Here is an 18615-nt window from a genome sequence, read left to right on the forward strand (position 1 = left end):
AATTTCTCCCTTCTATAATATTTTTAAGTCTACTATTTTATTAAAGAGAGCCTCTGTAAGCTCCTCACTACTTCCTCTTAATACGTTTTTATCTGTATTTGGAGTAGGTGGGAATATCTTTTTCACTTGAGTAGGCGAACCATTTAACCCATAATGATTTTCATCTTTATCTTTAAAATCATTTAAAGTAAACATTGGTATTTCTCTGTTTTTAGTAGCCATTTTTAATTTAAAAGAAGGTAGTCTTGGTTGGAATATATCTTTTTCCACAGTTATTAAGCATGGATAAACTATTTCACAAACTTCCATGGAAGTTGGCAAATCTATTTCTACAATTATAGAATTTTCTTTTACTTCTATTATTTCAGTTACATTTGTCACATGAGGTATATTTAAAAACTCAGCAATTTCTGAACCTACTTGAGCTGTATCACCATCCGTAGTTTGTTTTCCACATATGATTAAATCTGGATTAGATATTTTTTTTATTCCTTGAGATAGAGTGTAAGAAGTTGCAAGTACATCAGCTCCACCAAATTTTCTATCACTAATTATTGCTCCTTCATCAACTCCCATAGAAAAACTTTCTTTTATTACTGTCTTTGCTTGAGGTGGTCCCATGGTTATTGCTTTTATAGTTGCATTATTTTCTTTTTTAATTCTAAGTGCAGTTTCTATAGCAAATAAATCATAAGGATTCATCTTTGAATCTACTCCATCTCTTTTTAAAACACCAGTTACTGGATCAACTTCAACTGCAGTTGTTCCTGGTACTTGTTTAACACATACTAAAATTTCCATTCTTCTTCCCCCCTTAACTATTTGAGCAACAAAGTTGCCTTCAGTGCTAACAAATGCATGTCAACTGTACTATGATTTTATTTAACAATTACAGATACGCCATCTGGAATGACAACCACTTTAGCTTCTTCACCTTTAATTTCATAAGCCAAATTTATAGCTTCTTCAAAATTATAAGCATGTTTCATATGCATACTTGTAATCATTTTTGGGTCACATTCATCAGTAACCATTATTACAGTGAATTTATCTAAAATTCTTGCTAATATTTGAAATTCCCATTGATCAGGAACAGTATCTTCTTTTTTGACATTTCTAACATTTTCTAATATTTCCTTTGGTGAAGATGCGTTAGCCACATTATCATAGAAAGACTTTCCTCCATGACCATCATTACATGCTGCCACCATTATTATTACTCCACCTTCTTTGCAAGTAGCTTCAGCTGCTGTCATCCCTTTTACTGATTGATAAATATTTTGGTCTAAAGGATATCCTCCATTTGTACTTACAACTATGTCAGCTGGAACTTTATCTATCTTTGATAAATTAGTTACAAATTTACATCCTTGCTTATGTGCTTTATCCACGTCTCCTGCAAAAGAGGCTATAACCTTTTTATCCTTATCTATTGCCACATTAACTATAAATGCTAACTTTGCAGTTTTTGCAGCATACACCATGTCTTTATGAATAGGATTATTATCCAAAGTTCCCGTTCTTGAATTTTCACTATCTATAAACTCACTACAATGGTTATACATTATAGTTTTTGCTGATGCTACGCCAGGAAGAATGCTTTTTCTTCCACCTGAAAATCCGGCAAAAAAATGTGGTTCTATAAATCCTTCTGACACAAGCAAGTCTGCCTTAGCAGCTAATTTATTTATATAAAAATCTCCACCAGAAGGAAGTACACCCATTTTTACCATGTCTTCATCATCTGTAGATATATGCATCACAATTTCTTCTTTTTCAACTATTTCTTCACCTAATTTAAAAATTAATTCTTCTTTTGTACTAGGTCTATGAAATCCTGTAGCAACTAATATTTTGATTTTTGCACTTGGATTTCCTTTTCTAATTCTTTCTAAAATCTGTGGCATTATTACACGACTTGGTACTGGTCTAGTATGATCACTTGTTATAATAACAACATTTTCTTTACCTTTTGCTAACTCTTCTAATTTTGATGTGCCTATTGGATTGTCTAAAGAGTTCTTTACAATTTCACTCTCACTTTTTGTAACTATAAAATCGTGTGATTTAGAAACTAAAATAGCTTTTAAGTTTTTATCTTCTATTTCTAAATTCATACCTTGTTTTGAGTAAGGTACTTTTATAATTGTCATAATACTTTCCCCCTTAAAATTAAAGCCCAAGTATAGGTAAAAACCTACCAAAATATACTATTAAACCAAGTATAATTACATATCCCAAACAATACTTAACTGTGGAACTAAAAATCTTTCCTTCTTGACCAATTAGTCCTGTTGCAGAAGTGGCAATTGCTATGCTTTGTGGAGAAATCATTTTCCCAGCTGTGGCACCTGCCGTATTTGCTGCAGCAATCCAATAAGGATCTATTGATAAAGACTTAGCGGCTTCTACTTGCAATCCTCCAAACAAGATATTGGCTGACGTATCACTACCAGTAACAAATGTTCCTATAGCTCCAAGAAGGGGTGAAATTAACGGATAAAAGCTTCCTGTTATTGCACAAAGTCCAAATGATATTGAACTAGTCATACCACTATGTGACATAATCTTTGATATGGCAACAATAGACATTATAGTAATAAATGATGTTTTTAATTGTATTACTGTGTTTTTAAAAATACTTACCATATATGATAATTTTATTTTCTGAATAAATCCTGCAATCACTGTTGCAATTATAATCATCATACCAGGTGTATTTATCCAAGAAAAGCTTGTTGAAGAAGTAACATCCCCACTATATATGTGAATATTGCTACTAAATTGTCCTATAAATGAATTTAAAACAGGTACTAAAGGACTTGTTATTAAAATTAATGTACAAAGAAGAATATAAGGTAGCCAAGCTAAAATTCCTTCTTTAGCTGATATTTTCTTTGCTATTACTTCAGCACCTTCATCTGTAGTTAAATCTTCTGATTTTTCTTCATTCTTATTCTTATTCATAAATTTTGCCATAATAATTGTACAGATCATAGAGCAAATACTTCCTATAAGTGCCGGTAGTTCAGCACCTAAGTATTTTGCTATAAAAATTTGAGGAATAGCAAAAGATACCCCAGATACTAATGTAATTAAAAAAACACCTTTTACTGCTTTTATACTTCTCTTTGTTAAAATCACTAATAAAAATGGGATTAATATTATAAAACCTGCAAGTTGTAATGATGTGATAAAACTTAGATGAACAACATCCAGATTGGTAACTGTTGCTAACGTTGTAACTGGTATTCCTATTGCTCCAAATGCAGTAGGAACAGTATTAGATATTAAGCATATAACCGCTGCAAAAATAGGATTAAAACCAATTGATGCTAAAATACTTGCTGGTATAGCAACAGCTGTTCCATATCCTGCTACAGCTTCAAGAAATCCTCCAAACCCCCAGGCTAAAATTAAAACTTGAATTCTGTTATCCGTAGTTATACTAGATAACATAGTTTTCATAACATCCATTGTTTTAGTTTCACAAGCTAAGTTATAAGTAAATAAAGCCGCAACTATTACCAAAAGTATTGGCCAAAGTGCAATGGCCATTCCCTCTATTGACGCTGTTACACCGTCAATAACAGGCATTTTCCAAAATATTATTGCAATTAGTAAACTTAGAAATGCAGTAAACAAACAAGTCTTATATGCTGGCAATTTTAGCACTCCTAAAGATACTATTAGCCAAACTATAGGAACTAAAGCAATAAGAAACAAAACATATTCATTCATCAATATATTCCCCCTCATTTATACTGGTCATTCCAAAGGTGGTCAGTGGTATTACCACTTTTATACTTAAAGTTTATTCCTATTTTCTTCAAAAAACAATAATAGTCTGAAATTTAACAATATTTTTTATTTTTCCATAATTCATTTTAAAACATTATTTGTCAAAATTTTCTTCAATGTACTTCATGTGAGCTTCCATTGCCTTTAAAGCTTCCTTTTCGTCTTTTTTAATTATTTCATTACAAATTGCATAGTGCTGATTTAATAAAAATTTATCAGCCGTATCTCTTTTAATAATCTCCCATCTAGCATCTTCAATAAATCTTTCAAATAACATGGATGCTGTATTAAATAAACTTTCTATTAAACAATTTTTACTCATAGTTGCAACTTTATTATGAAATCTTTTGTCTAATTCAACTAAAATTTCATTTCTGTTTTTTCCTTTGCTTTCTTCTTCCATTTCTTCTACTATGCTAAGTAATTCTCTACAATCCATGTCAGTTGCTCTAATAGCTGCAAGCCTAGCATTTTCTACTTCTAAAACTTTTCTAAGTTCAAAAATATCTTTATACTTTCCATTATTTAATTTAAACATCATGGACAACGGTTGTAGTAATGAGTTTCCTGTGTTAGAGCAAATAAAATTACCTTCTCCATGAATACTTTCTACTACTCCCATACTTTCCAATACTCTTAATGCTTCTCTTATAGATGTCCTGCTTATATTCATAAGTTCTGATAATTCTCTTTCTGATGGTAGCCTATCCCCTTTTTTTAAATCACCATCAATTATATTCTTTTGTATTTGTTCAATTACTTCCTCATAAACCTTTTTATTTGATATACTATTAAACATAAAAATCCCCCCATTGTATGCTATTTTGTCATAATTAAATTATATATTATTTTTTAAAAAAATGAAAATAAGCAAGTATTAAAAATTGTCACATCATTTATAGTATTGTTCTTTTATCTCTATGTAAAATATTAATTTACTAAAATCAGTGAAAAGTATTTTGTATACTTGCATTAATAATGTAGCTTTTTACATTTTTATCTATTATTATGAGTAATAATGAATTAAATATATTTATGGTTAAATAAAGGGGGATAAATTATGAAAAAGTATATTTGTGATATTTGTGATTATGTTTATGATCCAGAAATAGGAGATCCTGATCATGGAATAAATCCAGGAACTTCATTTGAAGATTTGCCAGATGATTGGGAGTGCCCTTTATGTGGTGTTGGCAAAGACCAGTTTTCTGAAACCGAATAATAAAAATTAATTTTAAAAAGAGTATATCAATTTTGATATACTCTTTTTTATCATACTTTATTTATCAAAAACATTATATTTTGCAGTTTCTTACAAAAATAATAGTTTAATTGTAGTTATTACATCGTATAATATGCAATACCAATGCTACCAGGACCCACATGAAGACCAATCACTGGCCCTATAGATTCAACTCTAACCTTTTTCCCCAACTTATTTTCCAAAACATTAGCTAGTTTAAGACCTTCTTTTTCACAATTGATATGATGTACCATAACATCTCCTAACCCTTTAGACTCTATATCATTTAATACAGTTTCTACTATCTCCTCTACAGCCTTTTTCCTAGTTCTAACTTTTTTAAAGACAGAAGTTTCACCGTCAACAACAGTAAGTATTGGTTTTATTTGCAACAAGTTTCCAAATAATGCTGCTGCTCCTCCTATTCTACCACCCTTTTTTAGATATTCTAAAGTCTCTGGTGTAAATAAAAATCTGCTGTTATTTAACACATGATTAGCCGCTTCTATAACTTCATATATATTTTTCCCTTCACTTGCAATTTCTCCAGCTTTAATTGCAGCAAATCCCATTTGCATACAGTTAGTCTTTGAGTCAATTATGTGTATATCTGCTTCAGGATAATCTTCTATTATCATATTTTTTATCATATTTGCATTTGAATATGTACCGCTCATTTTTGATGACAAGAATATTCCAACTATTGAATCTCCATTTTTTACTATACTTTCAAATCCACTTAACATTTCCTCTGGTATGGGCTGAGATGATTTTGGAATTTCATTTACTTTACTCATTTCTTCATAAAAATATTTATTATCTATATCAACTTCACGTCTACTTTCTCCATCCATAACAACGTTTAAAGATACTATTTTTATATCATATTTATCTACATACTCCTTTGGAATATATGATGTGCTGTCTGTAACTACTTTTATTGCCATATAGTTCACTTCCTTTTAATTGATTCTGTTTATATTATTATATACTAAAATTTATTTGCAAGGTTCAGTTAATATAAAAAGTAGTCCTAAAAGGACTACTTCCTAATCTCCTACTCCAAAATCTGTATTGTTAAACAAAATCTCAATTTTAGGATTATCTATTAAAAATTTATATTTTTTACTAAACCATGCAACTAATTTTTCATCTCTTGTTACTTTAGATGAATTATTAATAAAAACATTAATAGTTGCATGTTCAAAATGATCTTGCACGATTTTCATATCATTATCAATCATTTCTTTTGTTTGACCTTTTATACCTACCATAATACACGGAGAATCAAAATATTTTTTCAACTCTTCAACGGTCTTAAATTTTGCATTTTTATTAAGATATTCATTTCTAAAGTCATTGTCAAAAGTTTCTACACCTATCTTAAATGTTATAGGTATTTCAAAAAAATCTCTCATTTGTTGAATCTTGTTTTTGTATATCCAATGACTTTCTAAAAATAATCTTTCAATTTTCTTTTCTTTGATTATTTCCTTTATTTTAAGTAAAGTATCCTTAGGAATTTCAAAACAACTTCCTGAATTTATTACTTCTAATACTTTATATTTACCAGTAACATTTTCTAACACTTGAAAATTCACCTTATTTATCTCTTCTTCATCTTTAGAGTTATCTAATATATAATCACAAAAGCTACATTTTCCCCATTTGCACGGAAAAGCTTTAAGTAGCACTATTTCACGTTGATTTTTATTTATTACTTCACTATATCTATCCATGTTGTTCATTCACCTTCTGTTTAAATGATAATTTATAACTTTTAGGCAAAGCTCCTACACCTAAAGCTACTAAAACTACAGCTAAAAATTTATCTGCATAATCTGTACATACTTGAGTTATAAATACACTAATTACCATAGGAACATTAAAATGACTTAATATTTGTACTATATAAGAAGAACCTGAAGATGTGACTCCTCCAAATAAAAATGCTGCTATTACTGCACTTATAATACTTGTTGGTAAAGTAAATATAAATACTCCAAATGGTGTTTTCTTGCCACTCAAAAAACCTTTTTTATACATTAATCCTGCTAAAAGCCCTGTACTTATTTGTACTGGTGCAAAATACAATGAATATGGATCAAAAGTCATTCCGCTTACTAAACTGCCACATACCCCAGTCATAACTGCAAATTTAGGACCTAATAAACAAGCTACTAATATTGTGCCTATTGAGTCTAAATAAATAGGTAATCTTAATGTTAATGCTATTAATGCTCCTATTATATTTAAAGAAATCCCCATTGCCATTAAAGTTAAATTTCTTGTATTCATACTCTTATTCATTTTATATTACCCCCTGAGTCCTATCTATTTCATTTTCATATCCTTTAAAAATTATTTTTAAGAACATTTTCATAAAAGCTTTTTCATCTACTTCTGTTAAAACATAAGCATTAGGATTTTTTTTGTAAAAGTTAAATGAGTCTACTATAGACTGACCTATAGCTACTCCATCATGAACTACTTCTACATAAGAATCAAAGCCTTTACATAAATTTCTATCAATGAAATATGCCACTGCAAGAGGATCATTAATTACACATCCTATTATGTGCTCTTGCTCCCAATGAAAATCTATATAAAATCTTGTTATTTCACTTATAAATTTTGATTTTTCCTTATCAAGTCTATTAATAAATTCAATAATATTTGGTGTTAAAACTATTTTCCTAGTTACATCTAGGCCTACCATATGAATTTTTTTAGGTAAGTTTTTGTAAACATAATCAGCTGCATGAGGATCTACCCAATAATTAAACTCTGCAACAGGTGAACAGTTTCCATGTATTCTAAAGGCTCCACCCATAGATACAAATTCGTCTAAGTTATTGAAAACTTCTTTATTCTTCATTAAAGCTTTTGCAATATTAGTCATTGGTCCTAAAGCTATTATAGATACTTTTTCATGTTTTTTTAAGGTATCAATAATAAAGTCTACTCCACCATCTAATATTTCTTTGTTTACATCTTCATAGAAATTCTCTCCTATACCATCTTCTCCATGAGTATCTTGCGCTGTTACAAGTTCTCTTTGTAGGGGGGATCTTTCTCCCACATAAATTGGTATATCAAGTCTTTTTGATATTTGAAGTGCTTTTGAAGCATTTTTTGCTCCAATATCTGCTGGTACATTACCACTGCAGATTGTAAGTCCTACAACTTCTAACTCCTTGGAATTTAAGGCTAGAAGAATTGCCAGGCAGTCATCTATACCTGGGTCACAATCAATTATTACTTTTCTTTTTTCCATATTTTATCTCCTCCCAATCTTTCTAAAGGAGATCCTATACGCTTTTTTGCACAAAAAAAGCCGTATCTAAGGATTAACTTAAATACTGCCACTAAATAAGCTAACCTAGTTTTTTATACTTGGAGGATCTCGAACAAGTCCTAGGAAATTCCTAGATTTATTAATATTATATTTTAATACGGGCAATATTATAACATAAAAAAAGAAAGGTATAAACCCTTTCTTTTGCTTATCCATAAAGTTATTTATTTTAGATTTGCTGGTCCAAATCCTAATGGTAATATTTCTTCTAGTGTATATTCTATATAATCATCAAGATTATTTATATCTTTTCCTAAATAAATTTTAAATTCTTTTGGTTTGCAAAATTCCATCATTACCTGTCTGCACACTCCACATGGCGAACAAAATTCTCCTACTTCGCCTGCTTTGCCACCTACAATGGCAATTGCTTCAAACTCTTTTTGTCCCTCTGACACTGCCTTAAAGAACGCTGTTCTTTCTGCACAGTTTGTTGGAGTATATGATGCATTTTCAATGTTACAACCTTGATATATTTTTCCATTCTTTCCAAGTAAAGCTGCTCCCACATTAAAATTAGAATATGGTGCATAACTCATTTCTTGTGCTTCAAAGGCATTTTTTATTAATAATTGTATATTATTCATAAATTTTCAATATCCCTTCCATTTAATACTTTAATATATTTGGTATGCACATACAAATATATAAAGGATAATTATTATAACATCTACAAATAAAAAAGTATATGTTTTTCTAAAATTTATTTATAACTCTTATCTACTAATTATAATATATATATTTTTAATATTTTATACGATTAATTTTATAATTTTATCTATTTTTTTTCCAAGACCGTCCCAAGTTTTATTTGCCATATTTATCACAGGTCTTTTTTCTTCTTTTCTAATCATACTTATTAGTTTTTCTATACTTTTAGCAATATTTTTTTCAAACTTTGGCAAATCATTTTTTAATGGAGTAGTACAATTTATCATTCTAGGCATTGGTAAATATAATATATTATCAGAATTATTTATTTCTTCACCAATAAAATCTTCCAATCCATTAATTTTGCTAACTATTACTTTACACCCACATGATAAAGCTTCTAGTACAACAATAGGAAGCCCTTCATAAAATGAAGGCAAAATAAAAATATGACTTCTGTTAAATAACTCTGCTAATTCTATATGATTTAATCTTCCATTGAAGTTAACTTTATACATAGATTTATTTGATAGTTCTATCATCTTATCAGTCTCTTCTTTGTCACTTCCACTCCCTGCTATATTTACTACAATATCCTCTTTATTATAATTTAGAAAATTAAGGCTACTTATCAAGGACTTTATACCCTTGCTTTCACAAATTTTTCCTGCATAAGTTATATTAATTTCTTTACCTGTTTTATAGTTTTTGTTGTAAAAAATCTTATGATCGTAACCACTACCGATAACTGTAATTTTATCATCTACAAAATTAAATGTCTTAATTATATCTTCTTTTTGCTCCTTGTGTAAAGCAAATATATGATCCAGTTTATTTATATTTGAAATAATATAGTCCTTTTTTAAGCCAATATTTTTCAATTGTCTAAGACATGTTCCATGACAAATTCCAACTACCTTAATATCTTTTACTTTTTCTCTTACAAAGCTTGTTATTAAATATAGGTGATTACACATAATAATATCTGGTTTAAAGTCTTTTAATGCCTTGTTTAAAATACTTGAAAATTCTTCTTTAATTTCAATTATCATATCTTCAGTAAGCTCTTTGTATTTCGTACTTTCATAAGGCATAATGTCACTCATACCTACTACTGGAAAAGGTAATTGAGGAGTATTGTAAATCATTGGGTAAAACTTTATATTATCATTAAAATAAGTTTTTTCATCTTTTACATCTATACCAGCTATTATACATTGCTCATGACCTAATTTATGTAAGCCTTCAATTACTCCATTCATATATACTCCACTACCTGTACTGTTTGGCTTTTGAGCTGTAATGTGTAGTATTCTCATATCATCCATCCTTTTTATTTTTTTCTAATATGTAAGTAGACGCAGGATGAATCATCACTTTCTTTAAATCTTGGAAATATCATGCCATTATTATCTTCTTTTTCCAATTTTCTAATTTTATTTTTAATATACTCAATCCCATTATGTTGTCCTATTTTTATCATTTCACTGTCTTTAAAAATATTATATCTATCCCAGGCACAAGAAAATCCATCGCTACTCATCATAATTTTCACTTCATCATCCACATCCATATAACCATGTATAGACTTTTCTACTGCTTCCTTGTTAAATTCTAATATCCAATATCCTTTGTCATTATTTTTTTTAAGTCTATTTTCTATTATTAGAGGAAGTAAGATGCTATTTTTTTCTAATATAGTTAAATTGCCTCTTTTATTTAAGTTCTCCATCTTTGAAAATACTTTTTCATCAAATTTGCAAACACGCTCATCCTTTATTATTGTATTTTCATTCAATTTATTTAAAAATAAAGTGCAATCTCCAAGAAGAAGATACTCTAGTTTATCTTCATAAAATTTTATTATTACTGCAGAAGCTGATGGTAGATCCAAATTTTCGACTTTTAGTCCATTTAGTTTTAGTAAATACTCTTTTTTAATTTTTTCTAGTCCTTCTAATACTATTTCTTTTAGCGAGTTATCTTTACCTATATTCTCTTTTAAGTATTTATTCCACCAAGATACGTACCACTTAGCATCACTTTCTTTAGATATTAAGTTTTTATTATTTAATCCTGTAGCTCCATCTAATACCCATGCACCTTTTTTGCATAATCCCACTATATCTTCATTGTAAGTTCCACTGCCTTTATCACAAAGTAGTTCAAATTCCTTAATATCTATTTCCATAGTCTCCTCCAAATTATGATATAAATATTTATCTGTAAATATTATTGTATAGTAAATATAAATTATTACAACCATTTCTTAGGAAGTAAAATTCATAACTTTTAAAGAAAGCTGTATTACCTATTCAGTAATACAGCTTTTTATTATATAGATTCAATAATTTTATTTTTTAATGTAAAGGTTATGTTTGTACCAACACCTTTTTCACTATCTATTATCATTTTACCACCATGTAATTTTACAATTTCATTACTTATGGCAAGGCCAAGTCCACTACCGGATTTATTAAAATCTTCTTGGAAGAACTTATCTAAGACTTTAGTTAAGTTTTCTTTATTAATACCTACACCATTGTCAGTAACAGTAAATGTGGTAAATTCTTCTCCTTGTGATACAACTACAACAACATATCCACCTTCTGCAGTAAACTTAATAGCATTTTGAACCAAGTTAATTAAAACTTGTCTAAGTCTATTTTTATCACCTTGGATATCAAGAATTTCATCTGTTTTAAATTCTGTAAGAAGCGTAATATTTTTTTCATTTGCCTTAACTGCCAACTGAGTTACTACACCTTTTGCCAGTTTAGTCACATCTACCATATCAATTTGAAGCCTTATTCTGTCTGAAGATAAACGAGAAAAATCTAGTAAATCTTCTACTAAAGATATCATTCTTTCTGTTTCATCTTGTATTATTCCAAGACCCAAATCTAGCTCTTCTTTTCCAATACCTTCATAAGCTAACGTTTCACTCCATCCTTTTATGGATGTTAAGGGAGTTCTAAGCTCATGAGATACAGAAGATATAAATTCTTCTTTTAGTTTTCTACTCTTATCAATTTCCACAGCCATATGCTCAAATGTTTGAACAAGATCTGCTATTTCATCATCATGCAATTGCTCTTTTTTCAATTTGATATTGTAATTTCCTTGAGCCAATTCATTTGCAAATTGTTTTAAGTTTTTAAGTGGCTTAATTAATGATTCTGCAAATCTTAAACTAAGCAAAAATGCAATAAGTAAAATAATCACACCTGCAATAATAAAGAAGAAAACGAGCTTAATTATGGTATTATCAATATTTCTTAAAGATAAGCTATACCTAACAACACCTTCTATTTGGTTATTAACTTTAAGTGGTACAGATATACTCATAACATGTTCATTTGTTCCCACAATATTGTATGTATAAGGTGTTAAATTACTACTTCCTTTCAATGCCTTATTTACATCTTCATATTCATACTTTTCATTAGTTTTTATTCCATATTTATCTAATATTACATTTTTATTTTTATCTATAAACTCAATAGAAAAATTTGTATTACTATTTACTTTCCCTTTTTCAAAAATATTGGAAACTTTATTTTCAAAACTTGTAGACTCCATTCCTACACCATCGTATATATCCGTAGTATAGTTTGCTTGAGAAATCAAAGATTGTTTAGCTGAGTTATAATAATAGTTTTGAAGATAAAACATAAACAGCCCCTCAAATAATGCTACTGTTATAATTATCATTATAAAATAATACTTTATGACTCTTTTTCTCAGACCTTCTAAATGTAGCACCTATTATTCATCCTTTCTAAAACAATATCCATAACCCCAAACTGTTTGGATATACTTAGGTTTTGATGGATCATCTTCTATTTTATTTCTAATTCTTCTTATGTTAACATCTACTATCTTAAAATCGTATAAGTAATTACTTCCCCATACCTCATTTAATATTTGATCTCTACTTAATGATTTTTTAGCATTTACCATTAAGTACTTCACTATAGAAAATTCTGTAGGTGTTAATTCAATTTCTAATCCATTTTTATATAATTTTCTTTTATCTATGTTTAATACAAAAGGATCTGATATTATCTCATTACTCTTAATTTTATTGTCATCTTTTTTAACTCTTCTTATAAGAGCTGAAACTCTAACCAGCAATTCTTTTATACTAAATGGTTTTACAATATAATCGTCAGCCCCAGATATAAATCCTTCTAATTTATCTTCTTCTTGACCTTTTGCAGTTAACATAATAACTCCAATTTGATCAAACTGTTGTCTTATAAATTTACATACATCTATTCCACTCATATCTGGTAACATTACATCCAGTAGGGCTATTGATATATCCGGATGATTTGAAAGTTGCTCAATAGCTTCTGACCCACTTCCAGCTTCAATTATTTCATATCCTTCTCTTTTCAAATTTATACTTACAAAACTTCTTATACCTATTTCATCTTCTAAGACTAATATTTTTTCCTTCATTTTTTAATAATTCCTCCCAAAATTTCTATTTCTATTCATAAATTATAGAAAAATATTCCTTCATATTTTCTAATGTTAAGTCATATTTTTTAAAGGTATCTTTATTTCTAACTACTAATTGATAATAGTTATTATCTGTTTCAGCCAAGATACTATCCATCTTAGGACTTGCTTTAGCGTCCTCAACTAAGTTTTTAGCAGATATACCTATTTGGAACAATTCTAAAGGCTCTTTACTACTCTTATCATAATAATAGAAAATATAATATGGTGTATCACCTTCTATACTCTTTTGAATATATAGTTTATTTGCAAGAGTATCAGGTACTAAAAATTTAAAATTATTTTTATAGTTATAATAAACTTGGCTTATAAATATTGTGTCTGCATCTTTGCCAGTTTTATTATTCCACTTTCTCCAACTCACAAGAGCCGACGGTTTACTGTTTGATGCAAAATTTTCAATCATATTATTATTTAGTACCGGTATGTCTAAAATTCCATCTTTATTTTCATCTCTTACAGGCACATAGTAAGAATTGAATATAAGATCGTCATCATTAAATACTTTTTTAAGTTTGTTATCTTTCATAAATAGTATTTGAGTTGCATAACCATTTTCTTTTAATGTAGGCATACTTAGAATTACACCTTTTTTATTATTGTAGACTTTTCCTATTACTAAGTACAAATCATTTAAGTTTTTTACATTAGGTATTTTAATGGCATCAGTTGTAGATAACTCGTTATTATTTGAATAATTCAACATGGTTGCGTACATTTCGCCACTACTATTATCATAGTTCATCATTAAAATATCTAATTTTAAGTCATTATCTATAAATCCTATTTTTATTTTCATCTGAGTATATTTTTTATAATCGTCTAGCCAAGTAGGTTTTATTTTAGAAATCCTCGTGACTTTATTATTTTTTATACTATATACATTCATAGTGGTTACTGACTTATTATTTATAAGTAATATAACCTCATCACTTCCATCATTGTTTAGGTCATAGAAGCTGGCATACTCTATTTCTTCACCTTCTTCAAGATAACTATCTTCTAGAGTATATCCATCATCATTTTTAGAAATAAGTACAAAGCCAACCTTATTTATCTTCAAATTTACATCTTGTCTTTTTTGAAATGCAATTATATTTGAGTCTACTTTATTTATTTGCCCAACCTCGCTGGAGTTGTCTGGCAAAACTAGTGTGGTTCCATCTAAGGATTTGTTTATAAATGTGTACAATTCATTATTTCCCTTATCGTAAATAATATTATCATCAAGTAGATTTTCGGGTAAATCACTACTTGTATCACAGCCCGTTGTCATTATACACATAACAAATACTAAGGCTGCTACTTTTAGTAACTTCATATATTCCCTCCTATTTATATTTGTCAGCAAAGAAGTTCTTAAAATTATTTATCCTTTTTTCTTCTTGTTTTATTCTCTCCTCACCTAAAGCTGATCTTCCTAATCTGTCAGCCAGTGAAAGTAAGCTTACTTCTTCATAATTAGAATCATTAATTATTTCTTTTTCTTTAAAATATGGTAGTTTTTTATCATAGAATAGTGGTTGCATATGGTGTTTTACTAAAATACATACTTCATTAATAAATTCTTCATCTTCTGTTACTTGATGCAAAAATTGTCTAGATAGTATTTCTCCTTGTAAATCATGTCCATAAGCAGTTATTTTATTTTTCATTTTTTTTGTAGTTGTTAATTTACCTAAATCATGTAATAATGCAGCCCACATAAATACTCTTTTATTTTTAGATTTTTCTTTTAAGTCACTAGCTTTATCAATTACTAATAAAGTATGATTTAACACATTTCCTTCAGGATGATGAATTAAGTCTTGATCTATATCTTCCAAATTTTTAATTTTAATAAATGGTTTTTCATCAAACTCACCTTCATCAATTAACTTCCTAATTTCAGCTGATGGTTTATCACTACTTTGCAATATATCATCCACTTTTAAAAATAGTTCTTTACAAGTCATAATAATCACTCTTTCTATTTTATTATACATGAAATTTTTCAAAATAAAAGATTACTTCCTTAAGTAAATCTTATTATATTCTAACATAAGATTGTTCTTTTATTTATATTTTATTTTTTTCTTAAGATTTCTTATTATTACTTATTATGTATTTATACAAAAAAAATATAAAGCTAAATCTAAAGATATATAATAAAATATAATATACCTTTAAGATTCAGCTTTTATAGTATTTTATTTAGTTTTTAGGAAATTTATCATCTGACCAAATTATATCTTCAAATTTATGTTCACTTAATTCATCTTCCTCAACTTCCATATGAGTACTTTCATCAATAGAGTTTTCATCTTCTTCCATATTTCTAAAAATGTTACCCTCTACAATTTCATCTTCCTCATTTTTAATTTCTTCTACTTCAATAGTTTCTACTGATTTAGTCTTTATATCATCTTCTTTTCTTGATTTTTTAGATGATTTTTTACTTTTGTCTTCTTTAGTAGGCTTACTATCTTTTTTTGATGTCTTTTTGTTTGTTTTGCTTGATTTACTTGTGCTATCTTCACTTGGTTGTTTTTTTGATGTCTTTTTGGATGATTTATTTGATTCTTTTTTAGTTTTTTTAGATTTTGTTGATTTGCTATCTTTAGGTTTAGTTTCAGCTTGTGCTTTATCTTTTTTACTTTCCACATCTATAATTTCTTTTGGCTCATCATTACTACTTTTATGTTTTTTATTTAAAGTTTTTCCTTTTTTATTTTTATCTTCATTAGAAGTAGATTTTTTCTTAGCCCCTAAATTGAATTTAATTGCTTTCTTTTTCTTTCTTGTTGGTTCTTCTTGTACAATATCTTCATTATTTGACTTATTTTCATCTACTAAATCATTTAATATTACTTCATTATAATCTTCCACATATGAAGAATTTTTCTTATTATTTCTTGGTTCTTTATGTTTTGCATTTCTTCTCAGGTTCTTTTTTGTATTAAACAAATTTACACCCCCTTAAACTTACTTATTATAATATATATTCAGTTTAAGGGAATATATTTAACTTTTTAAGAATTATTTATTATTTTTAGGTGGTCTTGGTCCTATATACTGGTATAAATTACTTTTTAACATACCATTATATAACTTTCTTCTTCTACTTGCCTCTTCTCCAAATTCATTTTCAAAGTCTTCGTAAGAAGTAATTAAGTAATATGACCAATTTTTAAGCTTTCTAAATGTATATCCCAGTTGCTTATAAAGCATTTTAACTGTATCTGCATCTTCTAATCTTTCTCCATAAGGAGGATTTGTTACTATAAATCCGTATTCTTCATTACTAGTAAACTCCGTAGCATCACCATAATTAAACTCTATATAATCTGCAACACCAGCTATTTCTGCATTTTCTCTCGCTATTTCTAAAGCTTCTTCGTCGATATCATAACCATATATTTTAAACTCTATATCTTCATCTACCTTTGCATAGGCTTCTCTTCTTACATCCCACCATATTTTTTTGTCCATAATTCTCCATGACTCAGAAATAAACTCTCTATTCATACCTGGTGCCATATTGATTCCCTTCATAGCAGCTTCTATTAAAAGAGTTCCTGAACCGCACATTGGATCAACTAAAGTTCTTCCTGGCTTCCATGGAACAAGTTCCATTATGGCGGCAGCTAAAGTTTCTCTAATTGGTGCCTTGTTAGCTCTTTCTCTATACCCTCTTTTATGAAGAGCAGTTCCTGATGTATCTATTGTTAGTGTTACTTTATCCTTATGTATAAACACAAATATAGGATATTTTTCTTTATCTTCTTTTAATAACCCTGTTTCTAAATAACTTTTCTTTAAACTTTCAACTATAGCTTTTTTTACTATAGATTGTATATCTGGAGTTGAATATAGCTTTGATTTTATTGAAGACGCCTTTGAAATAGGAAATTGTGCACCAAAAGGTATGTATTTGGCCCAGTTTATTCTCTTTGTTCCTTCAAATAATTCATCAAAACTTTTAGCTTCGAATTCCGCCACTTTAAGATGGACTCTTTCTGCACATCTTAAATAAATATTTGATTTAGCAATACCTGCTTCATCAGTTTTATATGTAACCCTTCCATCTTCTGTTTTAATTATTTCATAACCTAAATTTTGTATTTCTCTGTTTAACATTTTTTCCACACCAAAAAAACATGGTGCTACTAAAGTATATTCTTTTTTCATTTGTTCCTCCTGTTCTTAATTCATGCTTCCCATTTTGTAACCATTTAAATCTAAGGTAACATATTTAAAACCTATTTCTTTAAATTTTAGATTTACTTTATTTATCATATCATCATCGTAAAATTTGCAAATTTCATTTTTATCAACTTCTATTCTTGCAATATTATCATGAACTCTTACTCTGTACTGACTAAAATTATTATCTTGTAAAAAATTTTCTCCTTCTTCTATCATTCTAAGCTTTTCTTTAGTTATTTTATCCCCTACTGGTATTCTAGTAGCTAAGCAAGAAAAAGAAGGTTTTTTATATGTGGCCACATTTAATTCTTTTGATAAAATTCTAATTTCTTCTTTGCTTAATTTAGCATTTTTTAAAGGACTTATTATGTTTAACTCCTCTAAGGCCTTTAATCCTGGTCTATAGTCATCTAAGTCACTTAAATTGGTTCCATCAAGTATATATTTAATATTATGTTCACTTGCTATTTCTTTTATTTTACTAAATACAAATTTCTTACAATGATAACATCTTAAAGGTCCATTTTCTATAAATTCTTGTAAATCTAGATTGTCAATATTACAAAGAACATGGTTAACCCCATATTCTATTGCATAATTTACAGATTCTTCAATTTCCCTACTTGAATGCATCATAGCACTAATAGTAATAGCCATAACATTTTCTCCTAGTACATCCTTTGCAACTTTTAATAAAAAATTACTATCTACGCCTCCTGAATATGCTATTGCTACTTTTTCCATTTTTTTTAAATTATTAGTTAATACATTTAATTTATCATTTAGTATTTTATCCATATGTTTTACCCCACCCACTTAAAATAATTTATCTTCTCTAGTATAT

The 18615-nt window shown here is 28.3% G+C and carries 19 protein-coding genes; 1 reads left to right on the plus strand and 18 read right to left on the minus strand.

All coding sequences use genetic code 11. The features are described from left to right. Positions 1–12: 12 nt before the first annotated feature. The 4 genes from JW646_RS00645 to JW646_RS00660 all read right to left on the minus strand — a co-directional run bounded on the left by JW646_RS00645 (position 13) and on the right by JW646_RS00660 (position 4600). Positions 13–801, minus strand: coding sequence for an electron transfer flavoprotein subunit beta/FixA family protein (locus JW646_RS00645; RefSeq protein ID WP_228416213.1), 789 nt, complete (start codon positions 799–801; stop codon positions 13–15). A 77-nt stretch (positions 802–878) separates the two neighbouring features. Further along, on the minus strand, positions 879–2153 hold the full coding sequence (larA, locus tag JW646_RS00650; RefSeq protein WP_228416214.1) for a nickel-dependent lactate racemase: 1275 nt from the start codon (positions 2151–2153) through the stop codon (positions 879–881). A 19-nt stretch (positions 2154–2172) separates the two neighbouring features. Further along, entirely contained in the window at positions 2173–3741 is a 1569-nt protein-coding gene (locus JW646_RS00655; RefSeq protein ID WP_206923222.1) for an L-lactate permease, read from the minus strand. Between the two features lie 154 nt (positions 3742–3895). Continuing rightward, complete coding sequence (locus JW646_RS00660) at positions 3896–4600, minus strand: FadR/GntR family transcriptional regulator (RefSeq protein WP_074917388.1); 705 nt, start codon at positions 4598–4600, stop codon at positions 3896–3898. A gap of 261 nt (positions 4601–4861) precedes the next feature. On the opposite strand from JW646_RS00660, the gene rd reads away from it, so the two are divergent. Further along, complete coding sequence (rd, locus tag JW646_RS00665; RefSeq protein WP_074917389.1) at positions 4862–5023, plus strand: rubredoxin; 162 nt, start codon at positions 4862–4864, stop codon at positions 5021–5023. A 119-nt stretch (positions 5024–5142) separates the two neighbouring features. Here rd and JW646_RS00670 read toward each other — a convergent pair whose 3' ends face one another. The 14 genes from JW646_RS00670 to larE form a co-directional block, all read right to left on the minus strand. Beyond that, on the minus strand, positions 5143–5991 hold the full coding sequence (locus JW646_RS00670) for a DegV family protein (protein WP_228416215.1): 849 nt from the start codon (positions 5989–5991) through the stop codon (positions 5143–5145). A gap of 102 nt (positions 5992–6093) precedes the next feature. Then, on the minus strand, positions 6094–6783 hold the full coding sequence (locus JW646_RS00675; protein WP_148557624.1) for a radical SAM protein: 690 nt from the start codon (positions 6781–6783) through the stop codon (positions 6094–6096). Further along, positions 6776–7354, minus strand: coding sequence for an ECF transporter S component (locus tag JW646_RS00680; RefSeq protein WP_228416216.1), 579 nt, complete (start codon positions 7352–7354; stop codon positions 6776–6778). Before JW646_RS00680 ends, JW646_RS00675 begins: the two co-directional genes overlap by 8 nt. A gap of 1 nt (position 7355) precedes the next feature. Continuing rightward, positions 7356–8321 carry a nucleoside hydrolase gene (locus JW646_RS00685; protein WP_228416217.1) on the minus strand — a complete coding sequence of 322 codons (966 nt, stop codon included), beginning with the start codon at positions 8319–8321 and terminating at the stop codon, positions 7356–7358. 245 nt (positions 8322–8566) lie between these two features. Further along, the gene (locus tag JW646_RS00690; protein WP_228416218.1) at positions 8567–8989 is read right to left on the minus strand and encodes a cytidine deaminase; all 423 of its coding nucleotides are present in this window, start codon (positions 8987–8989) and stop codon (positions 8567–8569) included. A gap of 165 nt (positions 8990–9154) precedes the next feature. Then, positions 9155–10372: a glycosyltransferase family 4 protein gene (locus JW646_RS00695; protein ID WP_228416219.1), complete on the minus strand. Its 1218-nt coding sequence runs from the start codon at positions 10370–10372 to the stop codon at positions 9155–9157. Positions 10373–10386: 14 nt separating this feature from the next. Continuing rightward, the gene (locus JW646_RS00700) at positions 10387–11244 is read right to left on the minus strand and encodes a hypothetical protein (RefSeq protein WP_228416220.1); all 858 of its coding nucleotides are present in this window, start codon (positions 11242–11244) and stop codon (positions 10387–10389) included. A 143-nt stretch (positions 11245–11387) separates the two neighbouring features. Continuing rightward, a complete protein-coding gene (locus JW646_RS00705; RefSeq protein ID WP_083399310.1) occupies positions 11388–12818 on the minus strand; it encodes an ATP-binding protein in 1431 nt (476 codons plus the stop codon). A gap of 3 nt (positions 12819–12821) precedes the next feature. After that, positions 12822–13520 (minus strand): cell wall metabolism DNA-binding response regulator WalR, encoded by a 699-nt coding sequence (gene walR / locus JW646_RS00710; RefSeq protein ID WP_074917516.1) that lies wholly within the window; start codon positions 13518–13520, stop codon positions 12822–12824. 31 nt (positions 13521–13551) lie between these two features. Continuing rightward, a complete protein-coding gene (locus tag JW646_RS00715) occupies positions 13552–14904 on the minus strand; it encodes a hypothetical protein (protein ID WP_148557617.1) in 1353 nt (450 codons plus the stop codon). Between the two features lie 10 nt (positions 14905–14914). Further along, positions 14915–15568, minus strand: a complete 654-nt coding sequence (locus JW646_RS00720; protein WP_228416221.1) for an HD domain-containing protein — start codon at positions 15566–15568, stop codon at positions 14915–14917. A gap of 208 nt (positions 15569–15776) precedes the next feature. Then, a complete protein-coding gene (locus JW646_RS00725) occupies positions 15777–16529 on the minus strand; it encodes a hypothetical protein (RefSeq protein ID WP_228416222.1) in 753 nt (250 codons plus the stop codon). 72 nt (positions 16530–16601) lie between these two features. Next, entirely contained in the window at positions 16602–17753 is a 1152-nt protein-coding gene (locus tag JW646_RS00730; RefSeq protein ID WP_074917523.1) for a THUMP domain-containing class I SAM-dependent RNA methyltransferase, read from the minus strand. 15 nt (positions 17754–17768) lie between these two features. Next, positions 17769–18569, minus strand: a complete 801-nt coding sequence (larE, locus tag JW646_RS00735) for an ATP-dependent sacrificial sulfur transferase LarE (protein WP_228416223.1) — start codon at positions 18567–18569, stop codon at positions 17769–17771. Positions 18570–18615: the final 46 nt, after the last annotated feature.

It is taken from the genome of Terrisporobacter hibernicus (genome assembly GCF_020809405.1).
In the GTDB taxonomy this organism is placed as follows: Bacteria; Bacillota; Clostridia; order Peptostreptococcales; family Peptostreptococcaceae; genus Terrisporobacter; species Terrisporobacter petrolearius.

What these genes read in the sequence shown, in the direction of transcription:
- JW646_RS00645 (WP_228416213.1), bottom strand. Translation starts at nt 801, where the DNA reads ATGGAAATTTTAGTATGTGTTAAACAAGTACCAGGAACAACTGCAGTT.
- larA (WP_228416214.1), bottom strand. Translation starts at nt 2,153, where the DNA reads ATGACAATTATAAAAGTACCTTACTCAAAACAAGGTATGAATTTAGAA.
- JW646_RS00655 (WP_206923222.1), bottom strand. Translation starts at nt 3,741, where the DNA reads ATGAATGAATATGTTTTGTTTCTTATTGCTTTAGTTCCTATAGTTTGG.
- JW646_RS00660 (WP_074917388.1), bottom strand. Translation starts at nt 4,600, where the DNA reads ATGTTTAATAGTATATCAAATAAAAAGGTTTATGAGGAAGTAATTGAA.
- rd (WP_074917389.1), top strand. Translation starts at nt 4,862, where the DNA reads ATGAAAAAGTATATTTGTGATATTTGTGATTATGTTTATGATCCAGAA.
- JW646_RS00670 (WP_228416215.1), bottom strand. Translation starts at nt 5,991, where the DNA reads ATGGCAATAAAAGTAGTTACAGACAGCACATCATATATTCCAAAGGAG.
- JW646_RS00675 (WP_148557624.1), bottom strand. Translation starts at nt 6,783, where the DNA reads ATGGATAGATATAGTGAAGTAATAAATAAAAATCAACGTGAAATAGTG.
- JW646_RS00680 (WP_228416216.1), bottom strand. Translation starts at nt 7,354, where the DNA reads ATGAATAAGAGTATGAATACAAGAAATTTAACTTTAATGGCAATGGGG.
- JW646_RS00685 (WP_228416217.1), bottom strand. Translation starts at nt 8,321, where the DNA reads ATGGAAAAAAGAAAAGTAATAATTGATTGTGACCCAGGTATAGATGAC.
- JW646_RS00690 (WP_228416218.1), bottom strand. Translation starts at nt 8,989, where the DNA reads ATGAATAATATACAATTATTAATAAAAAATGCCTTTGAAGCACAAGAA.
- JW646_RS00695 (WP_228416219.1), bottom strand. Translation starts at nt 10,372, where the DNA reads ATGAGAATACTACACATTACAGCTCAAAAGCCAAACAGTACAGGTAGT.
- JW646_RS00700 (WP_228416220.1), bottom strand. Translation starts at nt 11,244, where the DNA reads ATGGAAATAGATATTAAGGAATTTGAACTACTTTGTGATAAAGGCAGT.
- walR (WP_074917516.1), bottom strand. Translation starts at nt 13,520, where the DNA reads ATGAAGGAAAAAATATTAGTCTTAGAAGATGAAATAGGTATAAGAAGT.
- JW646_RS00715 (WP_148557617.1), bottom strand. Translation starts at nt 14,904, where the DNA reads ATGAAGTTACTAAAAGTAGCAGCCTTAGTATTTGTTATGTGTATAATG.
- JW646_RS00720 (WP_228416221.1), bottom strand. Translation starts at nt 15,568, where the DNA reads ATGTATAATAAAATAGAAAGAGTGATTATTATGACTTGTAAAGAACTA.
- JW646_RS00730 (WP_074917523.1), bottom strand. Translation starts at nt 17,753, where the DNA reads ATGAAAAAAGAATATACTTTAGTAGCACCATGTTTTTTTGGTGTGGAA.
- larE (WP_228416223.1), bottom strand. Translation starts at nt 18,569, where the DNA reads ATGGATAAAATACTAAATGATAAATTAAATGTATTAACTAATAATTTA.